Here is a 19,161-nt window from a genome sequence, read left to right on the forward strand (position 1 = left end):
GACCAGATGGTGCCTGTTGACCTGGGCGGGCTGTCGCTGATACCCCTTGTTTTACTGGAGTTACCAGCTGAGGCAGTGCCTGTAACGGGAAGCTAACTAAAAAGCCAACCGTGTGGGGGCACCATAACCTCAGCTAAAGCATTGGTTTTACTCCAGTTTACAGCAACTGTCTGGAGCCGTAGACCATGTCGGACCACAGATTGCCTTCATCCACTTCCTGATGACTTCCAAAGGATAACCTGAACCGTAGCTGTGGCCGATCCCGCCCGTCTGCCAACCTCCAATCTGATCCACGATATCGGAAGGACATTCGACGGCCCTCAGCCTGTCACGCATCGCGTGGCGGAAGCCGTGCATGGTGATCGTTTCGCCCGTCAATGTCTTGATCCATTTGTTTAGTGCGGCGCTTGCGGAGTTAGCGCTGGTTGTCTCGCCTCGGTTATAGCTGGGGAAGGCAAATTGAGAGCCTGAGACTTGCGCAAGGACACGCTCTGCGGCCCACCGCGACAGCCCTTCCAACGGCACGATGCGTTCACTGCCCTTGGTCTTGAGGCTCCGCCACGGATGGGGCTGAATCACCACATGCATGGACCCGTCTGCATCTGTCTTGATGTCTTCACGCAATATACCCGCAGCTTCGGCGAGGCGGAGACCCGTGTCAGCCACCAAAGCGATTAACCAGCGCCGTTCGTCGTCATGCTTCAGACAACCCTCAGCGATTTTGCCCAGCGAATCCTGCGATACCGGCTGACGCTTAGAGACACCTGCTTGCCTGTCGAAGTACACGTTCGAGAAAGGATTGGTGAACTCCAGACCCATCTCACTTGCGGCAAAGTTGGTCACAGCGCGTATGGTCCCGAAGATGCGGGACAAGCTACTGCCAGCGAGACCACGTTCAATGAGCTGATCGCGAAAAGTGTTAGCGTCCATCTTAGTGTAGGTGTCCAAGGGCTTGTCTCCACAAATGTCCAAGACATAGCCACATGCGCGATGCGCCATCGTGTGGAAGGTTTTGGCCCTCCCCTGCCCTTTGAGGCGCAGGTAGATCCCCACGGCTTCGGAGAGAGTCACTGAGGACGACTGAGTTACCGTTGGCTCCGCTGCAGGGCTGGACACCCGTGGAAGGTTTGCGGCCTCTCTGAGCATGTGCTGACCAGGCAGCTGCGTGTCTTGCGATCTCAAATGATACCAATACTCGTCCAGCTGATCGGCTGCACGTCTGGCTCTCGCTTCCGCGATTCTGGCACTGCGGGTTCTCAGTGAATGCACGATGCGGGGGGACGTGTAGTGGTGTTGCAGCGATTTGGGGACGCGGCGGCTAAAGTAGAAAACACCAGCTTTCACGAAGGTGAATGTGGGTAAAATGGTCTCCGACATGGTCTACGGCTCCAGACAGTTGCTGTAAACTGGAGTAAAACCAATGCTTTAGCTGAGGTTATGGTGCCCCCACACGGACTCGAACCGCGGACCTACTGATTACAAATCAGTTGCTCTACCAGCTGAGCTATAGGGGCACTCGGGCGTCATTTACGCGGTGAAGATCGTGCTTGCAAGTGCTTTGTGAAGCGCGAACTTCAGATCCGCGCGATCCTACCCTTCGCCGAACTGCGCGCAATTAGCTGAGGTCAGCTGCGTTCTCGGAACGGGCCATAAGGACCACGGCAACCAGACCGACGCCGATCACCAGAAGCGCAGCAGGGGAGGCTTGTTCGAGCTGTTCCAGCGAGGCTTTGTCATACACCCGTGTCGCCAGCGTGTTGTAGTTGAACGGGCGCAGCAGCAGGGTGGCGGGCAGTTCTTTCACGCAGTCAACGAAGACCAGCAAAAGTGCTGTGCCGACGGAGCCGCGGATCAAGGGCACGTAGACCCGACGGAGCGTGCCACCGAGTGTCTGCCCCAAAGACCGCGCCGCCATAGGCAGAGACGGCGACACGCGGCCCAATGCGGCATCGGTCGCGCCTTGGGCGATGGCGAAGAAGCGCACGACATAGGCGAGGATGATCGCAAAGGCCGAGCCAGTGAGCAAAAGGCCCGGATCGAAGCCGGTCAGCGCCTCAACGGTGTCGGCCAAGACATGGTCGAGTCCAGCGAGCGGGAACAGGATACCGAGGCCCAGAACGGCCCCTGGCGCGGCATAGCCCAAGGTCGTAAACGGCAGGATCAGACGCGGTAGCTTACGGCCCGTCAGACGCACGCCGTAAACCATGAACAGCGCCGCAAGAACCGTCAGGATCGCCGCACTCCCTGCCACGGTGAGCGTGTTTTTCAACGCAGACACAAGCCCCGGAACAGCCCACTGCTCCGGCTCACCCAGCGCGTGATAGGAGATCACCGAGACCGGCAAGACAAACCCCACAAGGAAGGGCACGGCACAAAGCGCCAGCGCCAAAAGCCCCTGCCAGCCCGTGAGGCGAATAGGCTCGACGGGGCGGAGTTGGCGTGCACTTTGGTGAAAACGGGCCCGACCGCGCGAGACTTTTTCAAAAGCGACCAACAACAGCACGACGACGAGAACCACGGAGGCGATCTGCGCGGCGCCCCCCGCGTTCCCACCTTCGAGCCAGGTGGAAAAAATACCGGTCGTCAGGGTTTGCACGGCGAAATAGGAGACGGTGCCATAATCCGACACGGCCTCCATCATCACGATCGCTGTGCCCGCGGCAATCGCAGGGCGCGCGAGCGGCAAGCCAACGCGCCAGAAACGCTCGAAAGGCCCAGCACCCAGCGCACGGGCGGTCTCATAGACGGAGCCCGATTGTTCACGAAAGGCGGCGCGGGTCAAAAGGAACACATAAGGCGTGAGAGCCGCGGCCAGAACCACGATGGCGGAGCCAAGCGAGCGGATTTCCGGGAACCAATAATCGCGCGCGTTCTGCCAGCCAAAGAGCTGACGCAAGCCGCCCTGCACAGGCCCTGCATATTCGAGAAAATCCACCAAAGCATATGCGCCGACATAGGCCGGGATCGCCAACGGCAAGAGTAACAGCCACTCCAGCGCCTTGGAGAGCGGAAAGCGATACATGGTCACCAGCCACGCCGAGCCTGTTCCGACACAGGCCGCCAACCCCGCAACGCCAAAGGCCAGCAAGGCCGTCGTTGTCATATAGCGCGGCAAGGTGGTGGCCAGAAGATGCGGCCAGATGTTTTCGCTCGGGTGAAAGGCAATCCAGACCACGGCGATCAGCGGCATCAACACGAGACCTGCGATCACAAAAGCCCCCGCAGACCAAGGCGACAGCCGCGACACGCGGGCCAAGCGGCCATGGCGGCGCGCGGCACCTGAGGCACCAGAGGCCTCGCAGGCCGGTGTCTGAGAGATTTGGTCGGTCATTCTTTCGACATAGAGACTTTTGCGGCTGAGGTGAAGAGAAACCCGCGCCCCAAATGCGCGCCACGCGTCGCCCCCGCGCCTCGAGAGCGCGCTTGCTCAGCGGACAAAAGCACATATGGTAAAACACCCTTAACCTTCACGTCGCACAAAGGCATAAGGGGCACCGAACAGTTGCGCAGGCAGGCCAGAGAAAGACCCGACCATGATCATCTCAATGCATATCGGCGCCCATTGCACCAATGGCGCGCAGCTCATGCGCGGGCTTTTAAAGAATAAGGCCGTGCTGGCCGAACAGGGAGTCGCGGTCCCGCCCCTCGCCTACTATCGCGATATGCTTCCGCAGGTCATGAAGAAGGTGAAAAGCGAACGCGCCAGCCCCGAGACGCAGGAAATCTTGCTCGACCACATGCTCGACCTCGACGACTGCGCCCGCGTGGTGTTGAGCTATGAGGACGTGATCTGCATGCACCCATTCATCTTCGATAAGGGCGGGTTCTATGAAAAGGCGAATTTCAAACTGCCGTGGCTGCGCAATGTCTTTGCGGACCACGAGATGGAATTCTTCATCGGGATCCGCAACCCGGCGACCTTTGTGCCGGAAGCCTTTTCCTTTTGCGGGCCAAGCGTGACATTCGAGGGGTTTCTCAATGGGGCCGACCTTGAGGCGCTCCGCTGGTCCGACCTGCTGCTCCGCATCGGCACGGTCTGTCCGGATGCCAAAATCACGTGCTTCGCCTATGAGGACACACCGCTCACCTGGTCGCAGGTGATGCGCGACATGACCGGGGTCGCCCCCTCAGTACCCATGTCCGGCGGGCTCGATATTCTGGCGACGATCATGAAGCGCGAGGGCATGAAACGGCTGCGCACCTATCTGCACACCCACCACCCCCAGACCGAAGAACAGCGCCGCCGCATTCTTCAGGCGTTTTTGGACAAGTATCTCGACGAAGATGCTTTGGAAGAAGAGATCGACCTGCCCGGCTGGGATGACTCTCTGGTCTCGCGGCTGACCGAAGCCTACGAGGAAGACCTTGAGCGGATCGAAGAGATGGAAGGCGTGCGCTTTATCATGCCGTAAAATGGGGTCGGGGCCTGCGTCCCGTTACTCCAGTGCCCCCGCAATCAATCCCTCGACCCCGCTCACCGGATGCGCTCTGGCCCATTGCGCCACGCGGCACCCGGCCTGTGCGTAGGCGCTGGCGTCGCGGGCAGCCGCGGAATGGCGCCAATCGTGCGCTTGCATCGGCAATTGCTCTGCCCCCGGATCACAGGTATCGGGATTGAGATCAAAACGCGGATCGCGGGAGACCCAAACGGCGATGCCCTCATCGACCCAGGCCGGGAATTGCCGCTGGGCGCGCAGCCCGATCTGCCGGTGCAGCGCCACATGGGTCAGCTCATGGGCGATGATTTCCGTGTCATGGCCGTGCGGAGACAGGTAGAACAGATGAGTGCCATAGGTCATCGCGCGCGCAGTCATGCCCCCCATGACCTTGTGACAGGTCTCTGTAAAACAGATCAAAATACGGGGACGGTCTTGTGGGCCAAAGACGGCCTCAACGCGCTCTTCGGCCAGAGCCAGACGGCGCAGCATCTCTTTCGAGGTGGTCGGGCCCCGCAGTTCGGAATAGACCTGCGGCGCCACTTTTTTGAACCCGAAACACCCGGGGCAGACACCGGCCAGAACCGGCGCCAATCCCAAGAGCATCAGCCCAAGCCCGAACCCCAAGGCAAGCGCCAAGGCGGAAAGGGCAAGGCGATGACGGGTGCGGGAGCGCATTCAGAAAGCTCGAAACACGCGCCTTAGCGCATGCCGAGAGCTTCCTTATACATATCGAGAATAGCCTCTTCTTCGGCAATCTCATCGGCAGTTTTCTTACGCAATGCGATGAGTTTGCGCATCGCCTTTGTGTCATAGCCACGGCCTTTCGCCTCGGCCATCACCTCTTTTTGCTGATCCGCGATGTCTTTTTTCTCAAGCTCAAGCCGCTCGAACCGTTCCACAAACTGGCGCAGCTCGTCGGCGGTCACGCGGTAGGAGGCGTCGGGGCCAGAAGCGTGGCCGGATTCGATATCGTCGTCCATCATGGGGAAACCTTCCTCAGGGGTATTGGAATATTTTTTGCTCTTCTCAAGCCCTGATCCCTACCCGTCGGGCGACGCCATGGCAAGTCTCGGCCCCGTCGAATGCGCGGGGTTTCCGCCAACGGGTTTCACGAGGTCAGAGCTTAGCAATCTCGACGCCTGCTTCTTGCAAACCGGTCTTCAGGGCCGAGGCCATGGTCAATGCCCCTTCGGTGTCGCCGTGCACGCAAATCGTGTCAATTTTACAGGGGATATGCTTGCCGCTTTCGGTGATGATCGCGCCCGCTTTGAGCATCTCGAGAATGCGCAAGGAGATCGCTTGGGCATCGTGCAGCACCGCCCCCGGCTGACGACGATCCACAAGCGTGGCGTCATCATTATAGGCGCGGTCAGCAAAAATCTCGCCCGCCCAAGTGCAGTTGAGGTCGCGCGCGGCTTGTTCCATCGCGGTGGCGGCGAGCACCATGATTACAATGTCGGGCTGAACCTTGAGAGCCGCCTCGAAACAGACCCGCGCGAGATCTGCATCCTCAGAGGCCATATTCGCCAGCGCCCCGTGCAGTTTCAGGTGACGCACCTGACCGCCCGCCGCCCGCGCCATCGCCTGTGCCGCGCCCAGTTGATAGGTCACCAGATTGGCGATCTCCGCATGGCTCAGCGGTAGCCGCCGCCGACCGAAGCCTTTGAGATCGGCAAATCCCGGATGCGCGCCGATGCCGACGCCGTTGTCCACCGCAAGCTTCATGGTGCGCGCCATGACGTCCGGGTCGCCCGCGTGAAAGCCACAGGCGACGTTGGCCGAGGTGATCACCTGCATCAGCGCGGCATCGTCACCCTTGGTCCAATCGCCAAAGCCCTCGCCAATGTCGGAATTCAAATCGGCTTTCAGCATGGGGTATCCTTCCTAGTCGTCGAGGTCATCACCGGCAGTCACGCCGCTGATCAGTTGATAGCTCAAAAGATCGTGGATCGTCGACGGGTCGCGAATGAGCGGCTGAACCTTGCGGCGCAACTCCTTCAGTCGCGCGTCATGTGCGGTGGCGATCCGGTCGGCCTCATCCAAGGTAATCTGACGAAACCACAGCTCCGCCCCCTGCCCCGCCTGCGCCACCATTGGCAGGTCCGCCGCAATCACCGTGCCGATCCGGGGATAGCCGCCGATGGTTTGGCATTCGCACAACAGAACATAGGGCAACCCGTCGCCGGTCATCTGAAGATCCCCCTCAAGGATGAAGTCCGAGGCCAACCCGGAGGGGGCCTGCGAGGGGAACCGCGCGTCGGCTTCCAGCCGCACGCCTTGACGGTTGGCGGTGACGGAGCGGGTAAAGGTCGTGTCAGCGAAACGAGATAGAACGTCAGGGGCGAACAGCCCTGTCTGCGGCCCGGCGATATACCGGATGTCGCCACCGGAGAAGCGTGTCTCGAGCGGCAAGCCAACGGAAGCGGCACCTGGATCAGCGTCTTCCCCCAAAGGAAGGCGCGTGCCGTCCTTGAGCGGTCCACCGAGGCCCGCCGTAACATGAGTCGACCGGCTGGAAAGTGTCTCCGGCGTGAGAATTCCGCCCGCGAAACTGAGATAGCCGTAGCTGCCGCGCTCCGCGGCTCCGATGGTCAGGCTCTCACCGGGGGACAAAAGATGCGTCGCATTCCAGCGCAGCGCCTGCGTTCCGACGCTGGCCCGCATCGGCGCGCCGGTGAGTGCGATGCGCGTGGGCATAGTGACTTCAAACGTGCCGCCTATCCCGGCCATCTCGAGGACGGCTTGTGGAGTGCTCTGCGACAACAACGCCGCCGCCTCATAAAGCGCGACAGGATCAGCCGCCCCGCCGCGCGACAGGCCCAGATGGGCCATGTCGGGGCGCCCGAGGTCTTGCACGGTCAGGCCCGGGCCCGCTTTTTGAATGATCAACGCGTTCATGACCGCACTTCAAGCTTGGCGCCGCCGGTTGGGTCGCCAGAGTCCAAAAGCCCGTCCATCTCTGCCCCTGACACCGGGACCAGTCGCATTTCATCACCTGCGCTGAGCGGCAGAGGCATGTCGCTGTCGGGCCGGAAAACCCGAAACGCCGTGCGCGCGACCTGACGCCAGCCGGTCGGCGAGGCATTGGCAAAGAGCACGAGCTGGCGCACAGCCAAAGCAATCGCGCCCTGCGGCACCTGCGGGTTGAGGGCCGTCATCCGCGGCAGATCGAAGACCTCTGGCAAGAGGCCCAAGTAGGGCTGGCCGGGCGCGAAGCCAATGGCCAAGACCCGAAGCGGCGTTTGAACGATCTCGTCAATGAGATGTTCGGGCCTTAGCCCCGTCATCGAAGCCGCCTCCGCCAGATCGGGGCCATGATCCCCGCCGAACGCCACCGGCACGTGCCAAACCCGCTTGGCAGGCTCAGGCGTGGCATGGTGCCAGTCTTCACCCTCAAGAATCCGCACGATCTTTGCCCGCAAGGCTGCGCGGTCGGTGCATGCGGGATCATAGGAAAACAGCACTGAGGTCAGGCTCGGCGCGACACGGGTTACCCCATTGAGTGCGGCGGCCTCGCCCAAAGCATGCAGTTTCTGCACCGCCGCAATCGCCCAAGGTTCGGGCGTCAGAGAAAAGCGCACCAGCCACCCATCGCGTCCCAGAGGCAAAATCTCCGGACCGCCGTTCTGCGATGTCGAAATCTGGTTCATCTGATCGACGGTCATTTGGAGCCTTTGGGGAGCATGCGTCCGATACTCATTCCAAACCCTGCGCCAATTTTCAATGACTTGGACGCGAGAAAGCCCCCTCATCGCGCAAAGACCACAAAACAGCACCGCAAATGCTTGCCTGAAGCTGTGAGTTCTGTATCAAGCGGAGGTTGATGGAAACGAGGGACTGACAATGGACGCATTGATCTGGGGCGGTGTGGCGCTGACTTTGGCGGGGGTGGCTCTGTTGGGCTACTGCATCATGGCTGCACTGAAGGCCAAGAAAGCCGGCGGCACGGATGAAGAGATCCGCGCGCGTCTTCAAAAGGTCGTCGCCCTCAACCTCGTCGCTCTTTTGGTCTCCGCCATGGGTCTGGGGGCTGTCACCATCGGGATCATTCTCGGCTGACACGACGCGCAAGGCGCCTCCGACTCAGGGGCCCCTCATCTCCCGAATAAGCACACATAAGACCGATTCACTTCGCGAAAAATTGCCGTTCTTTCACATCAAACAGGCGGAGAAACGCGCATCGTTTCCCCGCGAGAGACAGTCGCAAAAGAAACGCTGGAAATCCTTTTGCCTGCCGCGCAAAAGCCCTATTTGGATAACAGGTGATTAACCAATTAGAGCCTTCTTGAGTGTCATCCGTTTCAGCGCGGCGATCACGATCGCGCAACGAAGAAGGCCATTTTGGTGAAGGCGCGTGACGCACAACGAGTTGGGGAGATGGTAGATGAGCGAGCAGGAGACGGAACTTCAAAAAGCCATGCAAGGGATTGAGGACATTTCCGATTTCGCGCGTGACGAATGGTGCGAAGCGCTTGAGGAACTGAGCACGGATCTTGGCTATTACCAGACCTTGGGCGACCATCACAGCGTGGCCTTCCTCGACGAAAAACCCCGACTTCTCGTCACGTTTGAGAGCTATGAGCGCACCACGGAACGCACGCGCAAAGGCTATCCGGTCGGCATGTCTTTGGCTGGCAAACATGGCTGGTCCTCTCTGACGCTGCTCTCCCACGGCCCCGACGAGACCGGAGACTGGTTCCGCTCCAAACACATCTATGGCTATTTCGACCGGCTGGTGGACGAAGGCTTTTTCGAAGATTTCGATCAGGTGGTGTTTTACGGCGCTGGCGCCTGTGGCTACGCCGCCGCCGCCTTTTCCGTCGTGGCCCCCGGCGCCACCGTGATCACCATCGCACCTCAGGCCACACTGAACGGGCGTCTGGCCTCCTGGGACTCTCGTTTCCCGAAAACCAGGCGCATGGATTTCACCACGCGCTACGGCTTTGCACCCGATATGTTGGAGGGCGCGGAAAAGGCCTATGTGCTCTACGACCCCAAGGTCGAGGCTGATGCGATGCACGCCGCCCTCTTCAACGCACCGCATATCTCCCGCGTGCCTTGCCGCCTGTTCGGTGTCGATCCGGAATATGAAATCATGGAGATCGACGCTCTCGACCCGATCCTTGAGGCCGCGATGGAAAGCCGCCTCACGCAACGCGTAATCACCCAAGAGCTTCGCAAAAGACGCACCCATCAGGGCTATCAGCGCCGTCTGCTGGCGGAACTCGCGCCGAAATCCCGCCCCTATCAAACGGCTTTTTTCTGCCGTTACGTATTAAACCAGCGTCGCCATGCCCCCCGCTTCCGCCGGGCCCTCAATATCGCAATGGAAGCGCTGGAAAGCGAGGGCAAAACCCTTCCTCCTGCGAAACCGGCGGCAAAGGCCAAGATCGAAACGACGTAACGTCGGAGCGGGCTCAGGCGAGCCCGCCCTCTTCCTCGACAAAACGCACGACCTCATCGACACCCGTCCCATGGCGCAACGCCGCCATGACATAGGCATTCGCGCCACGTGCGCGTTTCGTGTCCTCTTCCAAGAGCACAGGATCCACCCCCACATAGGGCGCCAGATCGACCTTATTGACCACCAGCATGTCCGAGCGCGTCACGCCAGGACCCCGTTTGCGCGGAATGTCCTGTCCTGCCGCCGTGTCGATCACATAGATCGTCAAATCGGCCAATTCCGGCGAAAAAGTCGCAGCAAGGTTGTCGCCGCCGGATTCGATCAGGATAACATCCAGATCGGGAAACTTTTCCGACAGATCGGCGACGGCTGCGAGGTTGATCGAGGCATCTTCGCGGATCGCCGTATGCGGGCAACCGCCGGTTTCGACGCCGCGAATGCGCTCCATCGGCAGGATTTGCTGGCGCATGAGCGCCTCGGCATCCTCACGCGTGTAGATGTCATTGGTGATGACCGCGATGGAGTATTTTTCTGAGAGCGCCTTGGCCAGCACCCCCGTCAATGTGGTTTTCCCGGCGCCCACCGGGCCGCCGATGCCCACTCGCAAAGGTCCGTTTGGTGAAGCCATGTTTTTCTCCTGTCTGCTCAGGTCTTGAATATTCTGACGTCCATATCCTCATGGCGCGCCGCGTTCAAATCGGCGGCAAAAGCGCCGGTGGTGAGGCTTTCGGGCGTGGCGGCCAACGCCGCCTCGGCCACCTGTTCGATCTCTGTGTGAAGCTGTGACAGGACGGTCTGCCCCGCCGCCTGTCCGAGCGGGATAAACCGCACGCCAGCCGAGACGAGGTTCGAGGTAAAACTATGAAGATAAAGCGTAATCACGATTTTGGCCGGCAGGTCCAGTTCCCGTGCCGCCTCGCCCACCGCGACCGGCAAGGCCCGCGCGGGTCGCGCTGGACCGCCCATCTGGGTCACTGTTGTGACAAAGGCCTGCCCCTGTTCAAAGGTCTCCGCCCAGCGCTCTTTCGAGCCCGCCAGAGCCTCCGCCAGATCGCCCATCTCTTGCGCATCAGCACCTTGAAGGACCATCGCCAAAAGGCAGGCATCCACATGCCCGCCGCCGCGCGTCAGGATCACACGAAGCCAGCCTTCCAGCCCCGCCGCATCGCGCACATGGCCGTCGGAGATCGCCAGTTCCAGCCCATGCGAATAGGCAAACGCGCCCAAGGGAAAGGAGGGCGAGAGCCATTGGGTCAGCGTCAGGAGTGCATGCGGATCGGTCATGATGTCTCAGTCGTGGTGATGATGGTGGTGGGAATGCCCATGTGAGTGATCGTGTGAATGATCATGGGAGTGCTCATGGGAGTGACTGTGGTCATGGTGATGACCATGATCGTGGCTGTGTCCGTGCCCTCCATGATCCTGCCCCCCATGATCATGACCCATCGTCCGGCCATGCCCATAGGCCCCACCTTCGGGACTGAACGGTGCCATGATCTCGGAGACCTCCGCACCCAGCTGCTCCAGCATCGCTTTGAGCACCGGATCGCGTTGGATAACAAGCCGATCCGACGCAATTTCACAGGGCGTATGCCGGTTGCCGATGTGCCAAGCATAACGCGTCACCGTCTCGCCCGTGATGGCGTAAAGCTCTTCCTCTGCGGCGCGCACGCCGATCACCGTGCCGTCTTCGCAAGTAAACCCGTCGCCCTCGACGATAGAAACCGTCTGCGGCAAGTCGACAAAGATCGAAGCCCCCGCCTCAGTGGTCAGCTTTTTGCGACGCAGCAGCCGCTGATCATATGTCAGCGCCACAAAATCCTCGGCCTCGGCCCCGCAGCCCTTACAAATCTCATAGGCTTTTTTGCTCATTTTGCTCCTCCTGTCAGGAATTGGGACTTTCTTAACCGACTCGCCCCCAAATGTAAGGCAAGGAGACCTTGCCCATGACGTCCATCCATGATCACACCCCATTTGACGCAGTCGATGCGCTCTTTGAGTTGCGCGCGCAAATGGCTCGGCTGCGCGATCTCGAGGCCGAACTTTGCGATGAAATCCGCAGCTTTGCGACCGAAAACGGTGGACAAAAGGTTTTTGGCGCCGCCCGTGTCGCGGTCATCGAAACCCGGATGCCCTCGCGGATCAATCCGTCGAAACTGCCACCTGCGATCCTGAAAGACCCGCATTTTTTCGCCGCCGAGGAAGAAACCGTGGTGTTACTCTGGCCACGACCCGCAGCGGCGCAGCCCTCTCTCAGCACGCCTGTTTCCATACATGTGACTCCGGACGTAACAGGGGACGATTGCGGCGCGTCGGCTCTGGAGGCACCCGATGAGAACACCTCCGTCGACACCCTTACGCCTGCAGCGAAAACTGAGTCTGATGCCTTCGTCAGTGCAGACGACCCTTTCGGCCTAAAATCTTCTGCCTCACAGAGCGACACTCCAACGCCGGAGATGCCGATGATCGATGCGCGAGGCGCCAAAGAGGGTAAAACACCCAAGGATTTGCGGCCAAAGGAACATGCCCATCTGCAGCCCCTCGCAGGCCTACCCGATGAAGATGTGGCGCAGATGATCATCGAAAGCGAGGCGACACTCGCACCGGCAAGCCTGCCAGACGCGTTGGAGAAGGCACGGGCACTTGAGGCGGAGGCGGACCAGCTTGCTGACCTGTCTGCAGATATGGCCACGGCCCCACTCGCCGCTTCTGCCCCCGATTTCAAGGCAAGCGATTTCGACGACAGCAACTTCATGCCGTCCACCGCATTTTCATCACGTCGCATCTCCGTGGGTGGCGGGGAGAGCTGAACCACGCAGAACACTCGCTTCAACGCCCTCGATTGGCGCCAACTCGATCCAGAAGGAGAGACACGATGTATATGACCCGTTCGCCGGTTGATGAACTCGCGACCCTGCGCGCGAAAATCGCGGAACTGCGCGCCCGCGAGGCAGCGGTTGAAGCGCGCTTCATCGAAGGAAATGACACCGGCCGTTTCCCCGGGTTCACCTGTGATGTCGTGGTATCCCGCACCGCCTATCAGGTTTTTGACATCTCCAAGCTGCCGCACCACATCCTGAACGACGACCGGTATTACGCGACCAAACACGTCACCTCTATCCGTATAGAAGAGCGCGACGACAGCGACGCCGTAATCCTGCTCGGCGGGCCTGAAGAGTTTCAGGCTCTCGATCACCTTTGAACACGGTGCGACCGACGACGTCTGTCGCACCGATCCTGTTCGCCGCGTTTCAGCACCCTCTAGACCGAAAACAGGTCGCGAAACACGTAGTGTGGAATGCGGTCTCGTGTGATCCCGAGTTTCAGCAACTCGGCATCGCTCAACGCGTCGAGACGCGCAAGTTCGCCCAAGCGTTTGCGCCGAACGGCATAGGCGTTCACCCCCTGCCCCAATGTGACAAAGAACAAATCGAGACGTGCCCGCAGGCTTGGCGTGAGAATGGCGATATTTGCGACATGCTGCATGTCTGGAAACCTCTCTGATGGACGGTTTCCTCCCTACATCTCTACGATAGGCCGAAGCGGTGAACAAACAATGCAACACCCGACGCACTCACGCCAAAAGCCGCACGACGCCGCGAAAAGCCGCATCGAGCGGGAAATCTGCTCGCAGAACCATCAGAACAAGAAGTAGCGCTGCGCCATCGGAAGCTCTGTGGCGGGAGCACAAGTCAGCAACTCGCCATTCGCCCGCACCTCATAGGTCTCCGGGTTCACCTCGATCTCCGGCGTCGCATTGTTCATCACCATAGACGATTTGCCGATGTTGCGAGTGTTCTCCACCGCGACGGTTTGTTTCGCAAGGCCCAGCGCCTTGCCCACGCCCTCGGCCTGCGCGGCCTGACTGACAAAGAGCACAGCGGAATTCTCGACCGCGCGGCCCATGGAGGCAAACATCGGACGGCTATAGACCGGCTGCGGCGTCGGGATAGAGGCGTTCGGATCGCCCATCTGCGCCACGGCGATCGAACCGCCCAGCAAAACCATCTCCGGTTTCACCCCGAAAAATGCCGGCGACCAGATCACCATATCGGCGCGTTTGCCCACCTCGATGGAGCCGATATGCTGGCTCATGCCATGCGCAATCGCCGGGTTGATCGTGTATTTCGCGACATAGCGCTTGACCCGCACGTTGTCATTGTCGCCAGTCTCATCCGACAGACGCCCGCGTTGTTTCTTCATCTTATCGGCTGTCTGCCATGTGCGAATGATCACCTCACCCACACGGCCCATCGCCTGACTGTCCGACGAAATCACCGAAAACGCGCCCATGTCATGCAGGATGTCTTCAGCGGCAATGGTTTCCTTACGGATGCGGCTTTCGGCAAAGGCCACGTCCTCGGGGATCGATTTGTCGAGGTGGTGACAGACCATCAACATATCGAGGTGCTCTTCGAGCGTGTTCTGCGTGAAGGGCCGCGTCGGGTTGGTCGAGGACGGCAGGATGTTCTCATGGCCAACCACCTTGATGATGTCCGGCGCGTGACCGCCGCCCGCCCCTTCGGTGTGATAGGCATGGATTGTGCGGCCTTTGATGGCGGCCAGCGTGTTTTCCACAAAGCCGCTCTCGTTGAGCGTATCCGTGTGGATCATCACCTGAACGTCCATGTCATCGGCCACCGACAGACAACAATCAATCGCGCCCGGCGTCGTGCCCCAATCCTCGTGCAGCTTCATCGCGGCGGCGCCCGCTTTGATCATTTCGACCAGAGCCTGCGGTTGGCTGGCGTTGCCTTTGCCAGCCAGAGCAATGTTCATCGGCACGCCGTCCAGCGCCTGCAACATCCGGCCGATGTGCCAAGGCCCCGGCGTACAGGTGGTCGCAAGCGTGCCATGCGCCGGCCCTGTGCCGCCACCCAGCATACAGGTCAGGCCAGAATGCAGTGCATCTTCAATTTGTTGCGGGCAAATAAAGTGAATGTGGCTGTCAAAACCGCCCGCGGTGATGATCCGGCCCTCGCCCGCAATCGCTTCGGTCCCCGGCCCGACGATGATGTCCACGCCCGGCTGGGTGTCCGGGTTGCCCGCCTTACCAATGCCCGCGATGCGTCCGTCTTTGAGACCGATGTCGGCCTTATAGATGCCGGTCACATCCAAGATCAGCGCATTGGTGATCACCGTGTCAACGGCGCCCTCGGCCCGCGATTTCTGCGACTGCCCCATGCCGTCACGGATCACCTTGCCGCCGCCGAACTTGACCTCTTCGCCGTAGGGTCCGGTCAAATCCTTTTCGACCTCGATGATCAGATCGGTGTCCGCCAAACGAACCCTGTCGCCGGTGGTCGGCCCGAACATATCAGCATAAGTCGCGCGGGAAATCTTTGCAGGCATGTGTTAAACCTCTCAATTCATTTCGTAGACGGCGCGCATCTCGTTCGTGCGCTGGCGCGTCAAATGTTCCAAACAGGTGTAGACGATCAGCGGCTGGATCGTGCCGCCCTCGAACAGGATGCCTTCGGCCTCGCAGGCGGCATCACGATAGGGGATCCAGGCCCGTTGAGCGGTGCGCAGCGCCTCGGCGACCGGATCGCCGCTCTGACGTGCGCGCGCCATGGCCCATGTGTAGGTGTCATTCAGATCTTCATCCGCCTTCACCCAACCTTGGTGTGCACAAGCATTCATGGCGGATTGCGTCATCGCATTTTCGCAATCCAACTCCTGTGCTGACGCCGCAAGTGGCGCCATCATGGCCAGAGATATGAAGGCCGTGCGGATCACAACGGGCCCATCACTTTCTGATTGAAGCCGTAAACTTCACGCGCACCCGACAGAGGGACAAGATCCACCTCGCGCGTTTGGCCTGGCTCGAACCGCACAGCAGTCCCGGCCGCGATATCAAGGCGTTTGCCCTTGGCCGCCTCACGGTCGAACTCGAGCCCCACGTTGGTCTCGTAGAAATGGTAATGCGAGCCGACCTGCACCGGACGGTCGCCCGTGTTGGACACGGTCAGCGTCGTCACCTCGGCGCCGGCGTTCAACTCGATCTCGCCGTCTTGGACAAAGTATTCTCCGGGAATCATGGCCTGCTCCTTAGCGAATGGGGTGGTGAACGGTGACAAGTTTGGTGCCATCAGGGAAGGTCGCCTCGACCTGCACCTCGTGGATCATCTCAGCGATGCCGTCCATGCACATGTCTTTCGTCACGACATGCGCCGCCGACTGCATCAACTCGGACACCATTTTGCCGTCACGCGCGCCCTCAACCACGAAATCGGTGATCAAAGCGATCGCCTCCGGGTGGTTCAGTTTCACACCACGTTCCAATCGCCCCCGCGCCACCATGGCGGCGAGCGAAACCAAAAGTTTGTCCTTTTCCCTGGGCGTCAGGTTCATCGTCGTCCCTCGTTTTGCCGCACAAATGCAGCGTTAGACTTGCCAGACCCGCGGCAGTTCCGCCTGTCTGATTTGTTTCAACACACGCGCCACGTAGCGGCGCAATGGATAGCCATCTCCGGCCATCGCCCGGATCACCAGCTTGCCGTTCCAGCCGGACACCCCCGCCGTCACGCCGTCTTGGGTGATCTGTTTTATCAGTTCGGCCTGCCCCTCTACACCTTGATCGAACAGGCCGATGGTGGCAATGGCCCGCGCGCCGCAAAGCGTGGCGGCGTGATCACGGGTGGCCAAGAGCCCCGCGTCGATCTCGAGAGGCTCGAGAAATTCAAGCCGTCCGGCGCGGCGAATATCGCGGCGATCTGTCAGGTGCAGCGTCTCGATCACCTCGCCCATGGCGGCGCGACCCAGAACGAGGCTTTCAACGAACAAAAACCGCGCGTCGCCGGCAATCTCAGCAGACGTCCGGCGCGACAGGCGGGATTTCTCAAACAGAATGGTTTCCTGTGGCAACCACTCCAGCGACGCCCCCACCCCTGCCACCAAGGACACGGAGACCTCGGCATCGGCGCCGCCTTCGACAGAGGCATAGGCCCGCTCGGCGGTTTGTGTGGTGCCGATGAGACGCGCACCGCTTTCGACCTCGAGCCGGTAGTCCAGCCGATCTCCTGCGGTCAACCCACCGGATGTATTGAGAAAAACCACCTCCGGCACAGCGGAATGCACCTTTGGCATCATCGCCTTAGCGGAGCCGGACTGGTGCAAATCTCTTAATCCCTTGGGCCCCATAACCACATGCGCGCGGCCTCGCACACGCTGCATCACAGGTGTCGCGGCCACAGGCGCAGCCGCCTGTAAAGTCTCATCTGTGCGCCGTGTGTCCAGCATCGGGGTCCTCCAAGTCGTCCCGAGACTAGCGGCACCGAGCGACCAGCTTCAATCCCACATCCGGCGCATCAGACATGGAAGCTCCCAAAAACCGACCAACCGCTCAAAAAATAAGCGCACGCGAGACTGTCGGTCTCTCTGGCGCTTTTGTCAGGAAAGAGGTAATTCAACCTCATGACCGAGACTCTCACCATCCGCCGCCCCGACGACTGGCACCTGCATCTGCGCGACGGCGCGATGTTGGAAGCTGTCTTGCCCGAAACCACGCGCCATTTCGCCCGCGCCATCGTGATGCCGAACCTCGTGCCGCCGGTGGTCACGAGCGACGACGCCAGCGCCTACCGCGAACGCATTCTCAAAGCGAACCCGCGCAAGGGTCAGTTCGACCCGCTAATGACGCTTTATCTCACGGAGCAAACCGACCCCGAGGACGTGGCCTTTGCCCATGCATCCGGTCTGGTCAAAGCCGTAAAGCTGTACCCGGCAGGTGCGACGACCAACTCCGCGTCCGGGGTCACGCATTTCGACAAAGTGCGGCCGGTGCTGGAAAAAATGGCCGAGATCGGCCTGCCGCTCTGCGTCCATGGCGAGGTGGTGCATGGCGATATCGACATTTTCGACCGCGAGAAGGTCTTTATCGACACGGTGCTGGACCCGATCCGCAAATCCACCCCAGACCTCAAGGTGGTGATGGAGCATATCACCACGAAAGAGGGTGCAGAATATGCACGCGAAGGCGGCGCAAACCTTGGCGCGACGATCACCACGCACCATCTGGTGATCAACCGCAACCACATCCTCGTGGGCGGGATCAAGCCGCATTACTACTGCCTGCCGGTGGCGAAACGCGAAACGCACCGTTTGGCTTTGGTTGAGGCCGCGACCTCGGGCGATCCGAGCTATTTCCTTGGCACCGACAGCGCGCCGCATCTCGATGGCGACAAGGAAAGCGCCTGCGGGTGTGCCGGCTGTTTCACCGCGACCAACACCATGTCGATCCTCGCCGAAGTGTTCGAGGCCGAGGGCGCACTTGATAAGCTTGAGGCCTTCACCTCGATGAACGGGCCGAATTTCTACGGTCTGCCGCTCAACGAAGCGACCATCACCCTGCGCAAAGGCAACCCGGTGCAATATCCCGCGAAAATCGACACGGCCAACGGGCCGGTGACGGTGTTCGACCCGCAAATGCCGCTCCACTGGAGCGTCGAGGCTTAAGAGAGACTGACCATGATCCCTTCGTCCTTCCCCGATGAGACCGAAATCGCCCGCCTGACGGCCCGTATGCTGTTGGAAATCGGCGCGGTGAATTTCCGCCCCGAGGACCCGTATATCCTCGCCTCCGGCCTGCCCTCGCCGACCTATATCGACTGCCGCAAGCTGATCTCCTACCCGCGCATCCGCTCGACGCTGATGGATTTCATGGCGATCCAGATCATGCGCGAAGCGGGATTTGAGGCCTTTGACAACGTAGCGGGTGGTGAAACGGCTGGCATTCCTTTTGCCGCACTTGTGGCCGACCGTCTTGGCCTGCCGATGTCCTATGTGCGCAAGAAACCCAAGGGCTACGGTCGCAACGCCCGGATCGAAGGGGCGATGACCGAGGGCGAGCGCGTACTTTTGGTCGAGGATCTGACCACTGATGGCGGCTCAAAACTTTCCTTCGTCGATGCGATCCGTGAGACCGGCGCCAGCTGTAGCTGGACAGCGGTGATCTTCTACTACGGCATCTTCCCGGAGACGGAAAAGACGCTTGGAGATCACGGGGTGAAACTGATCAGCCTTTGCACCTGGTGGGACGTTCTGGCCGAAGCAAAGCAACAGAAGATTTTCAACGAGACCACATTGGCCGAGGTCGAACATTTCCTCGGCGCGCCGCGCGCATGGCAGGAAAAGCATAAGAAATCCTGAGTGATGTCCCGTCTTTTAACCTGACGGATAAATGCACAAAATTTGAACGCCGCCTGTCAGGGCGGCGTTTTTCGTTGCATCCCGCAGGCTTAGCCCGACGCGCAGAGTTATCCACAAAATATACACTTTGCGATGGCCCGCCCGAGTGGTCTAAGACACTCCAATCCG

23 protein-coding genes and 1 tRNA gene are annotated in these 19,161 nt (G+C 60.3%); 7 read left to right on the plus strand and 17 right to left on the minus strand.

The annotated features are described in order from the left end of the window. Positions 1-147: 147 nt before the first annotated feature. The 3 genes from J5Y17_RS10110 to J5Y17_RS10120 form a co-directional block, all read right to left on the minus strand. Positions 148-1,377 (minus strand): DUF6538 domain-containing protein, encoded by a 1,230-nt coding sequence (locus J5Y17_RS10110; RefSeq protein ID WP_219785134.1) that lies wholly within the window; start codon positions 1,375-1,377, stop codon positions 148-150. 61 nt (positions 1,378-1,438) lie between these two features. Beyond that, positions 1,439-1,514, minus strand: a tRNA-Thr gene (locus J5Y17_RS10115). Between the two features lie 101 nt (positions 1,515-1,615). Beyond that, complete coding sequence (locus J5Y17_RS10120; protein ID WP_255572041.1) at positions 1,616-3,190, minus strand: iron ABC transporter permease; 1,575 nt, start codon at positions 3,188-3,190, stop codon at positions 1,616-1,618. A gap of 343 nt (positions 3,191-3,533) precedes the next feature. Between J5Y17_RS10120 and J5Y17_RS10125 the strand changes: the two genes are divergently transcribed. Beyond that, positions 3,534-4,412, plus strand: a complete 879-nt coding sequence (locus tag J5Y17_RS10125) for a hypothetical protein (protein ID WP_219785136.1) — start codon at positions 3,534-3,536, stop codon at positions 4,410-4,412. Between the two features lie 24 nt (positions 4,413-4,436). Here J5Y17_RS10125 and J5Y17_RS10130 read toward each other — a convergent pair whose 3' ends face one another. The 5 genes from J5Y17_RS10130 to J5Y17_RS10150 all read right to left on the minus strand — a co-directional run bounded on the left by J5Y17_RS10130 (position 4,437) and on the right by J5Y17_RS10150 (position 8,104). Next, positions 4,437-5,114, minus strand: coding sequence for a DUF4157 domain-containing protein (locus J5Y17_RS10130; RefSeq protein WP_219785137.1), 678 nt, complete (start codon positions 5,112-5,114; stop codon positions 4,437-4,439). A gap of 23 nt (positions 5,115-5,137) precedes the next feature. Next, positions 5,138-5,419: a DUF2312 domain-containing protein gene (locus J5Y17_RS10135; RefSeq protein ID WP_370628926.1), complete on the minus strand. Its 282-nt coding sequence runs from the start codon at positions 5,417-5,419 to the stop codon at positions 5,138-5,140. Positions 5,420-5,555: 136 nt separating this feature from the next. Continuing rightward, positions 5,556-6,311 carry a LamB/YcsF family protein gene (locus J5Y17_RS10140; RefSeq protein WP_219785139.1) on the minus strand — a complete coding sequence of 252 codons (756 nt, stop codon included), beginning with the start codon at positions 6,309-6,311 and terminating at the stop codon, positions 5,556-5,558. A 12-nt stretch (positions 6,312-6,323) separates the two neighbouring features. Further along, complete coding sequence (locus J5Y17_RS10145) at positions 6,324-7,337, minus strand: biotin-dependent carboxyltransferase family protein (RefSeq protein ID WP_219785140.1); 1,014 nt, start codon at positions 7,335-7,337, stop codon at positions 6,324-6,326. Further along, positions 7,334-8,104, minus strand: a complete 771-nt coding sequence (locus tag J5Y17_RS10150) for an allophanate hydrolase subunit 1 (RefSeq protein WP_219785141.1) — start codon at positions 8,102-8,104, stop codon at positions 7,334-7,336. The genes J5Y17_RS10145 and J5Y17_RS10150 overlap by 4 nt, the downstream gene beginning before the upstream one ends. A gap of 178 nt (positions 8,105-8,282) precedes the next feature. Between J5Y17_RS10150 and J5Y17_RS10155 the strand changes: the two genes are divergently transcribed. Both J5Y17_RS10155 and J5Y17_RS10160 read left to right on the plus strand, forming a co-directional pair. Beyond that, positions 8,283-8,498, plus strand: a complete 216-nt coding sequence (locus J5Y17_RS10155) for a hypothetical protein (RefSeq protein ID WP_219785142.1) — start codon at positions 8,283-8,285, stop codon at positions 8,496-8,498. A gap of 325 nt (positions 8,499-8,823) precedes the next feature. After that, positions 8,824-9,843, plus strand: a complete 1,020-nt coding sequence (locus J5Y17_RS10160) for a phosphoadenosine phosphosulfate reductase (RefSeq protein ID WP_219785143.1) — start codon at positions 8,824-8,826, stop codon at positions 9,841-9,843. A 13-nt stretch (positions 9,844-9,856) separates the two neighbouring features. On the opposite strand, the gene ureG is transcribed toward J5Y17_RS10160, so the two are convergent. The 3 genes from ureG to J5Y17_RS10175 are packed head-to-tail and all read right to left on the minus strand — an operon-like array spanning position 9,857 to position 11,715. Beyond that, the gene (ureG, locus tag J5Y17_RS10165) at positions 9,857-10,471 is read right to left on the minus strand and encodes an urease accessory protein UreG (protein WP_219785144.1); all 615 of its coding nucleotides are present in this window, start codon (positions 10,469-10,471) and stop codon (positions 9,857-9,859) included. 17 nt (positions 10,472-10,488) lie between these two features. Continuing rightward, positions 10,489-11,127 (minus strand): urease accessory protein UreF, encoded by a 639-nt coding sequence (locus tag J5Y17_RS10170; protein ID WP_219785145.1) that lies wholly within the window; start codon positions 11,125-11,127, stop codon positions 10,489-10,491. A 6-nt stretch (positions 11,128-11,133) separates the two neighbouring features. Then, positions 11,134-11,715 carry an urease accessory protein UreE gene (locus J5Y17_RS10175; RefSeq protein WP_219785146.1) on the minus strand — a complete coding sequence of 194 codons (582 nt, stop codon included), beginning with the start codon at positions 11,713-11,715 and terminating at the stop codon, positions 11,134-11,136. A 74-nt stretch (positions 11,716-11,789) separates the two neighbouring features. Here J5Y17_RS10175 and J5Y17_RS10180 point away from each other — a divergent pair, with 74 nt between their 5' ends. Both J5Y17_RS10180 and J5Y17_RS10185 read left to right on the plus strand, forming a co-directional pair. Beyond that, positions 11,790-12,653, plus strand: coding sequence for a hypothetical protein (locus J5Y17_RS10180; protein WP_219785147.1), 864 nt, complete (start codon positions 11,790-11,792; stop codon positions 12,651-12,653). Positions 12,654-12,718: 65 nt separating this feature from the next. Beyond that, entirely contained in the window at positions 12,719-13,045 is a 327-nt protein-coding gene (locus J5Y17_RS10185) for a hypothetical protein (protein WP_219785148.1), read from the plus strand. 59 nt (positions 13,046-13,104) lie between these two features. Here J5Y17_RS10185 and J5Y17_RS10190 read toward each other — a convergent pair whose 3' ends face one another. The 6 genes from J5Y17_RS10190 to J5Y17_RS10215 all read right to left on the minus strand — a co-directional run bounded on the left by J5Y17_RS10190 (position 13,105) and on the right by J5Y17_RS10215 (position 17,085). Then, complete coding sequence (locus tag J5Y17_RS10190) at positions 13,105-13,329, minus strand: hypothetical protein (protein ID WP_219785149.1); 225 nt, start codon at positions 13,327-13,329, stop codon at positions 13,105-13,107. 153 nt (positions 13,330-13,482) lie between these two features. Next, positions 13,483-15,195 carry an urease subunit alpha gene (ureC, locus tag J5Y17_RS10195; RefSeq protein WP_219785150.1) on the minus strand — a complete coding sequence of 571 codons (1,713 nt, stop codon included), beginning with the start codon at positions 15,193-15,195 and terminating at the stop codon, positions 13,483-13,485. 12 nt (positions 15,196-15,207) lie between these two features. Then, on the minus strand, positions 15,208-15,582 hold the full coding sequence (locus J5Y17_RS10200; protein WP_219785151.1) for a lysozyme inhibitor LprI family protein: 375 nt from the start codon (positions 15,580-15,582) through the stop codon (positions 15,208-15,210). Further along, positions 15,579-15,884: an urease subunit beta gene (locus J5Y17_RS10205; protein ID WP_219785152.1), complete on the minus strand. Its 306-nt coding sequence runs from the start codon at positions 15,882-15,884 to the stop codon at positions 15,579-15,581. Before J5Y17_RS10205 ends, J5Y17_RS10200 begins: the two co-directional genes overlap by 4 nt. 10 nt (positions 15,885-15,894) lie before the next feature. Next, positions 15,895-16,197, minus strand: coding sequence for an urease subunit gamma (locus J5Y17_RS10210; RefSeq protein WP_219785153.1), 303 nt, complete (start codon positions 16,195-16,197; stop codon positions 15,895-15,897). A 33-nt stretch (positions 16,198-16,230) separates the two neighbouring features. Continuing rightward, a complete protein-coding gene (locus J5Y17_RS10215) occupies positions 16,231-17,085 on the minus strand; it encodes an urease accessory protein UreD (RefSeq protein ID WP_219785154.1) in 855 nt (284 codons plus the stop codon). A 174-nt stretch (positions 17,086-17,259) separates the two neighbouring features. On the opposite strand from J5Y17_RS10215, the gene pyrC reads away from it, so the two are divergent. Both pyrC and J5Y17_RS10225 read left to right on the plus strand, forming a co-directional pair. Beyond that, positions 17,260-18,300, plus strand: coding sequence for a dihydroorotase (pyrC, locus tag J5Y17_RS10220; RefSeq protein WP_219785155.1), 1,041 nt, complete (start codon positions 17,260-17,262; stop codon positions 18,298-18,300). A gap of 12 nt (positions 18,301-18,312) precedes the next feature. Continuing rightward, positions 18,313-18,993: an orotate phosphoribosyltransferase gene (locus J5Y17_RS10225; RefSeq protein WP_219785156.1), complete on the plus strand. Its 681-nt coding sequence runs from the start codon at positions 18,313-18,315 to the stop codon at positions 18,991-18,993. The last annotated feature ends 168 nt before the right edge of the window (positions 18,994-19,161 follow it).

The organism is Celeribacter sp. PS-C1, assembly GCF_019429625.1.
Classification (GTDB): Bacteria; Pseudomonadota; Alphaproteobacteria; order Rhodobacterales; family Rhodobacteraceae; genus Celeribacter.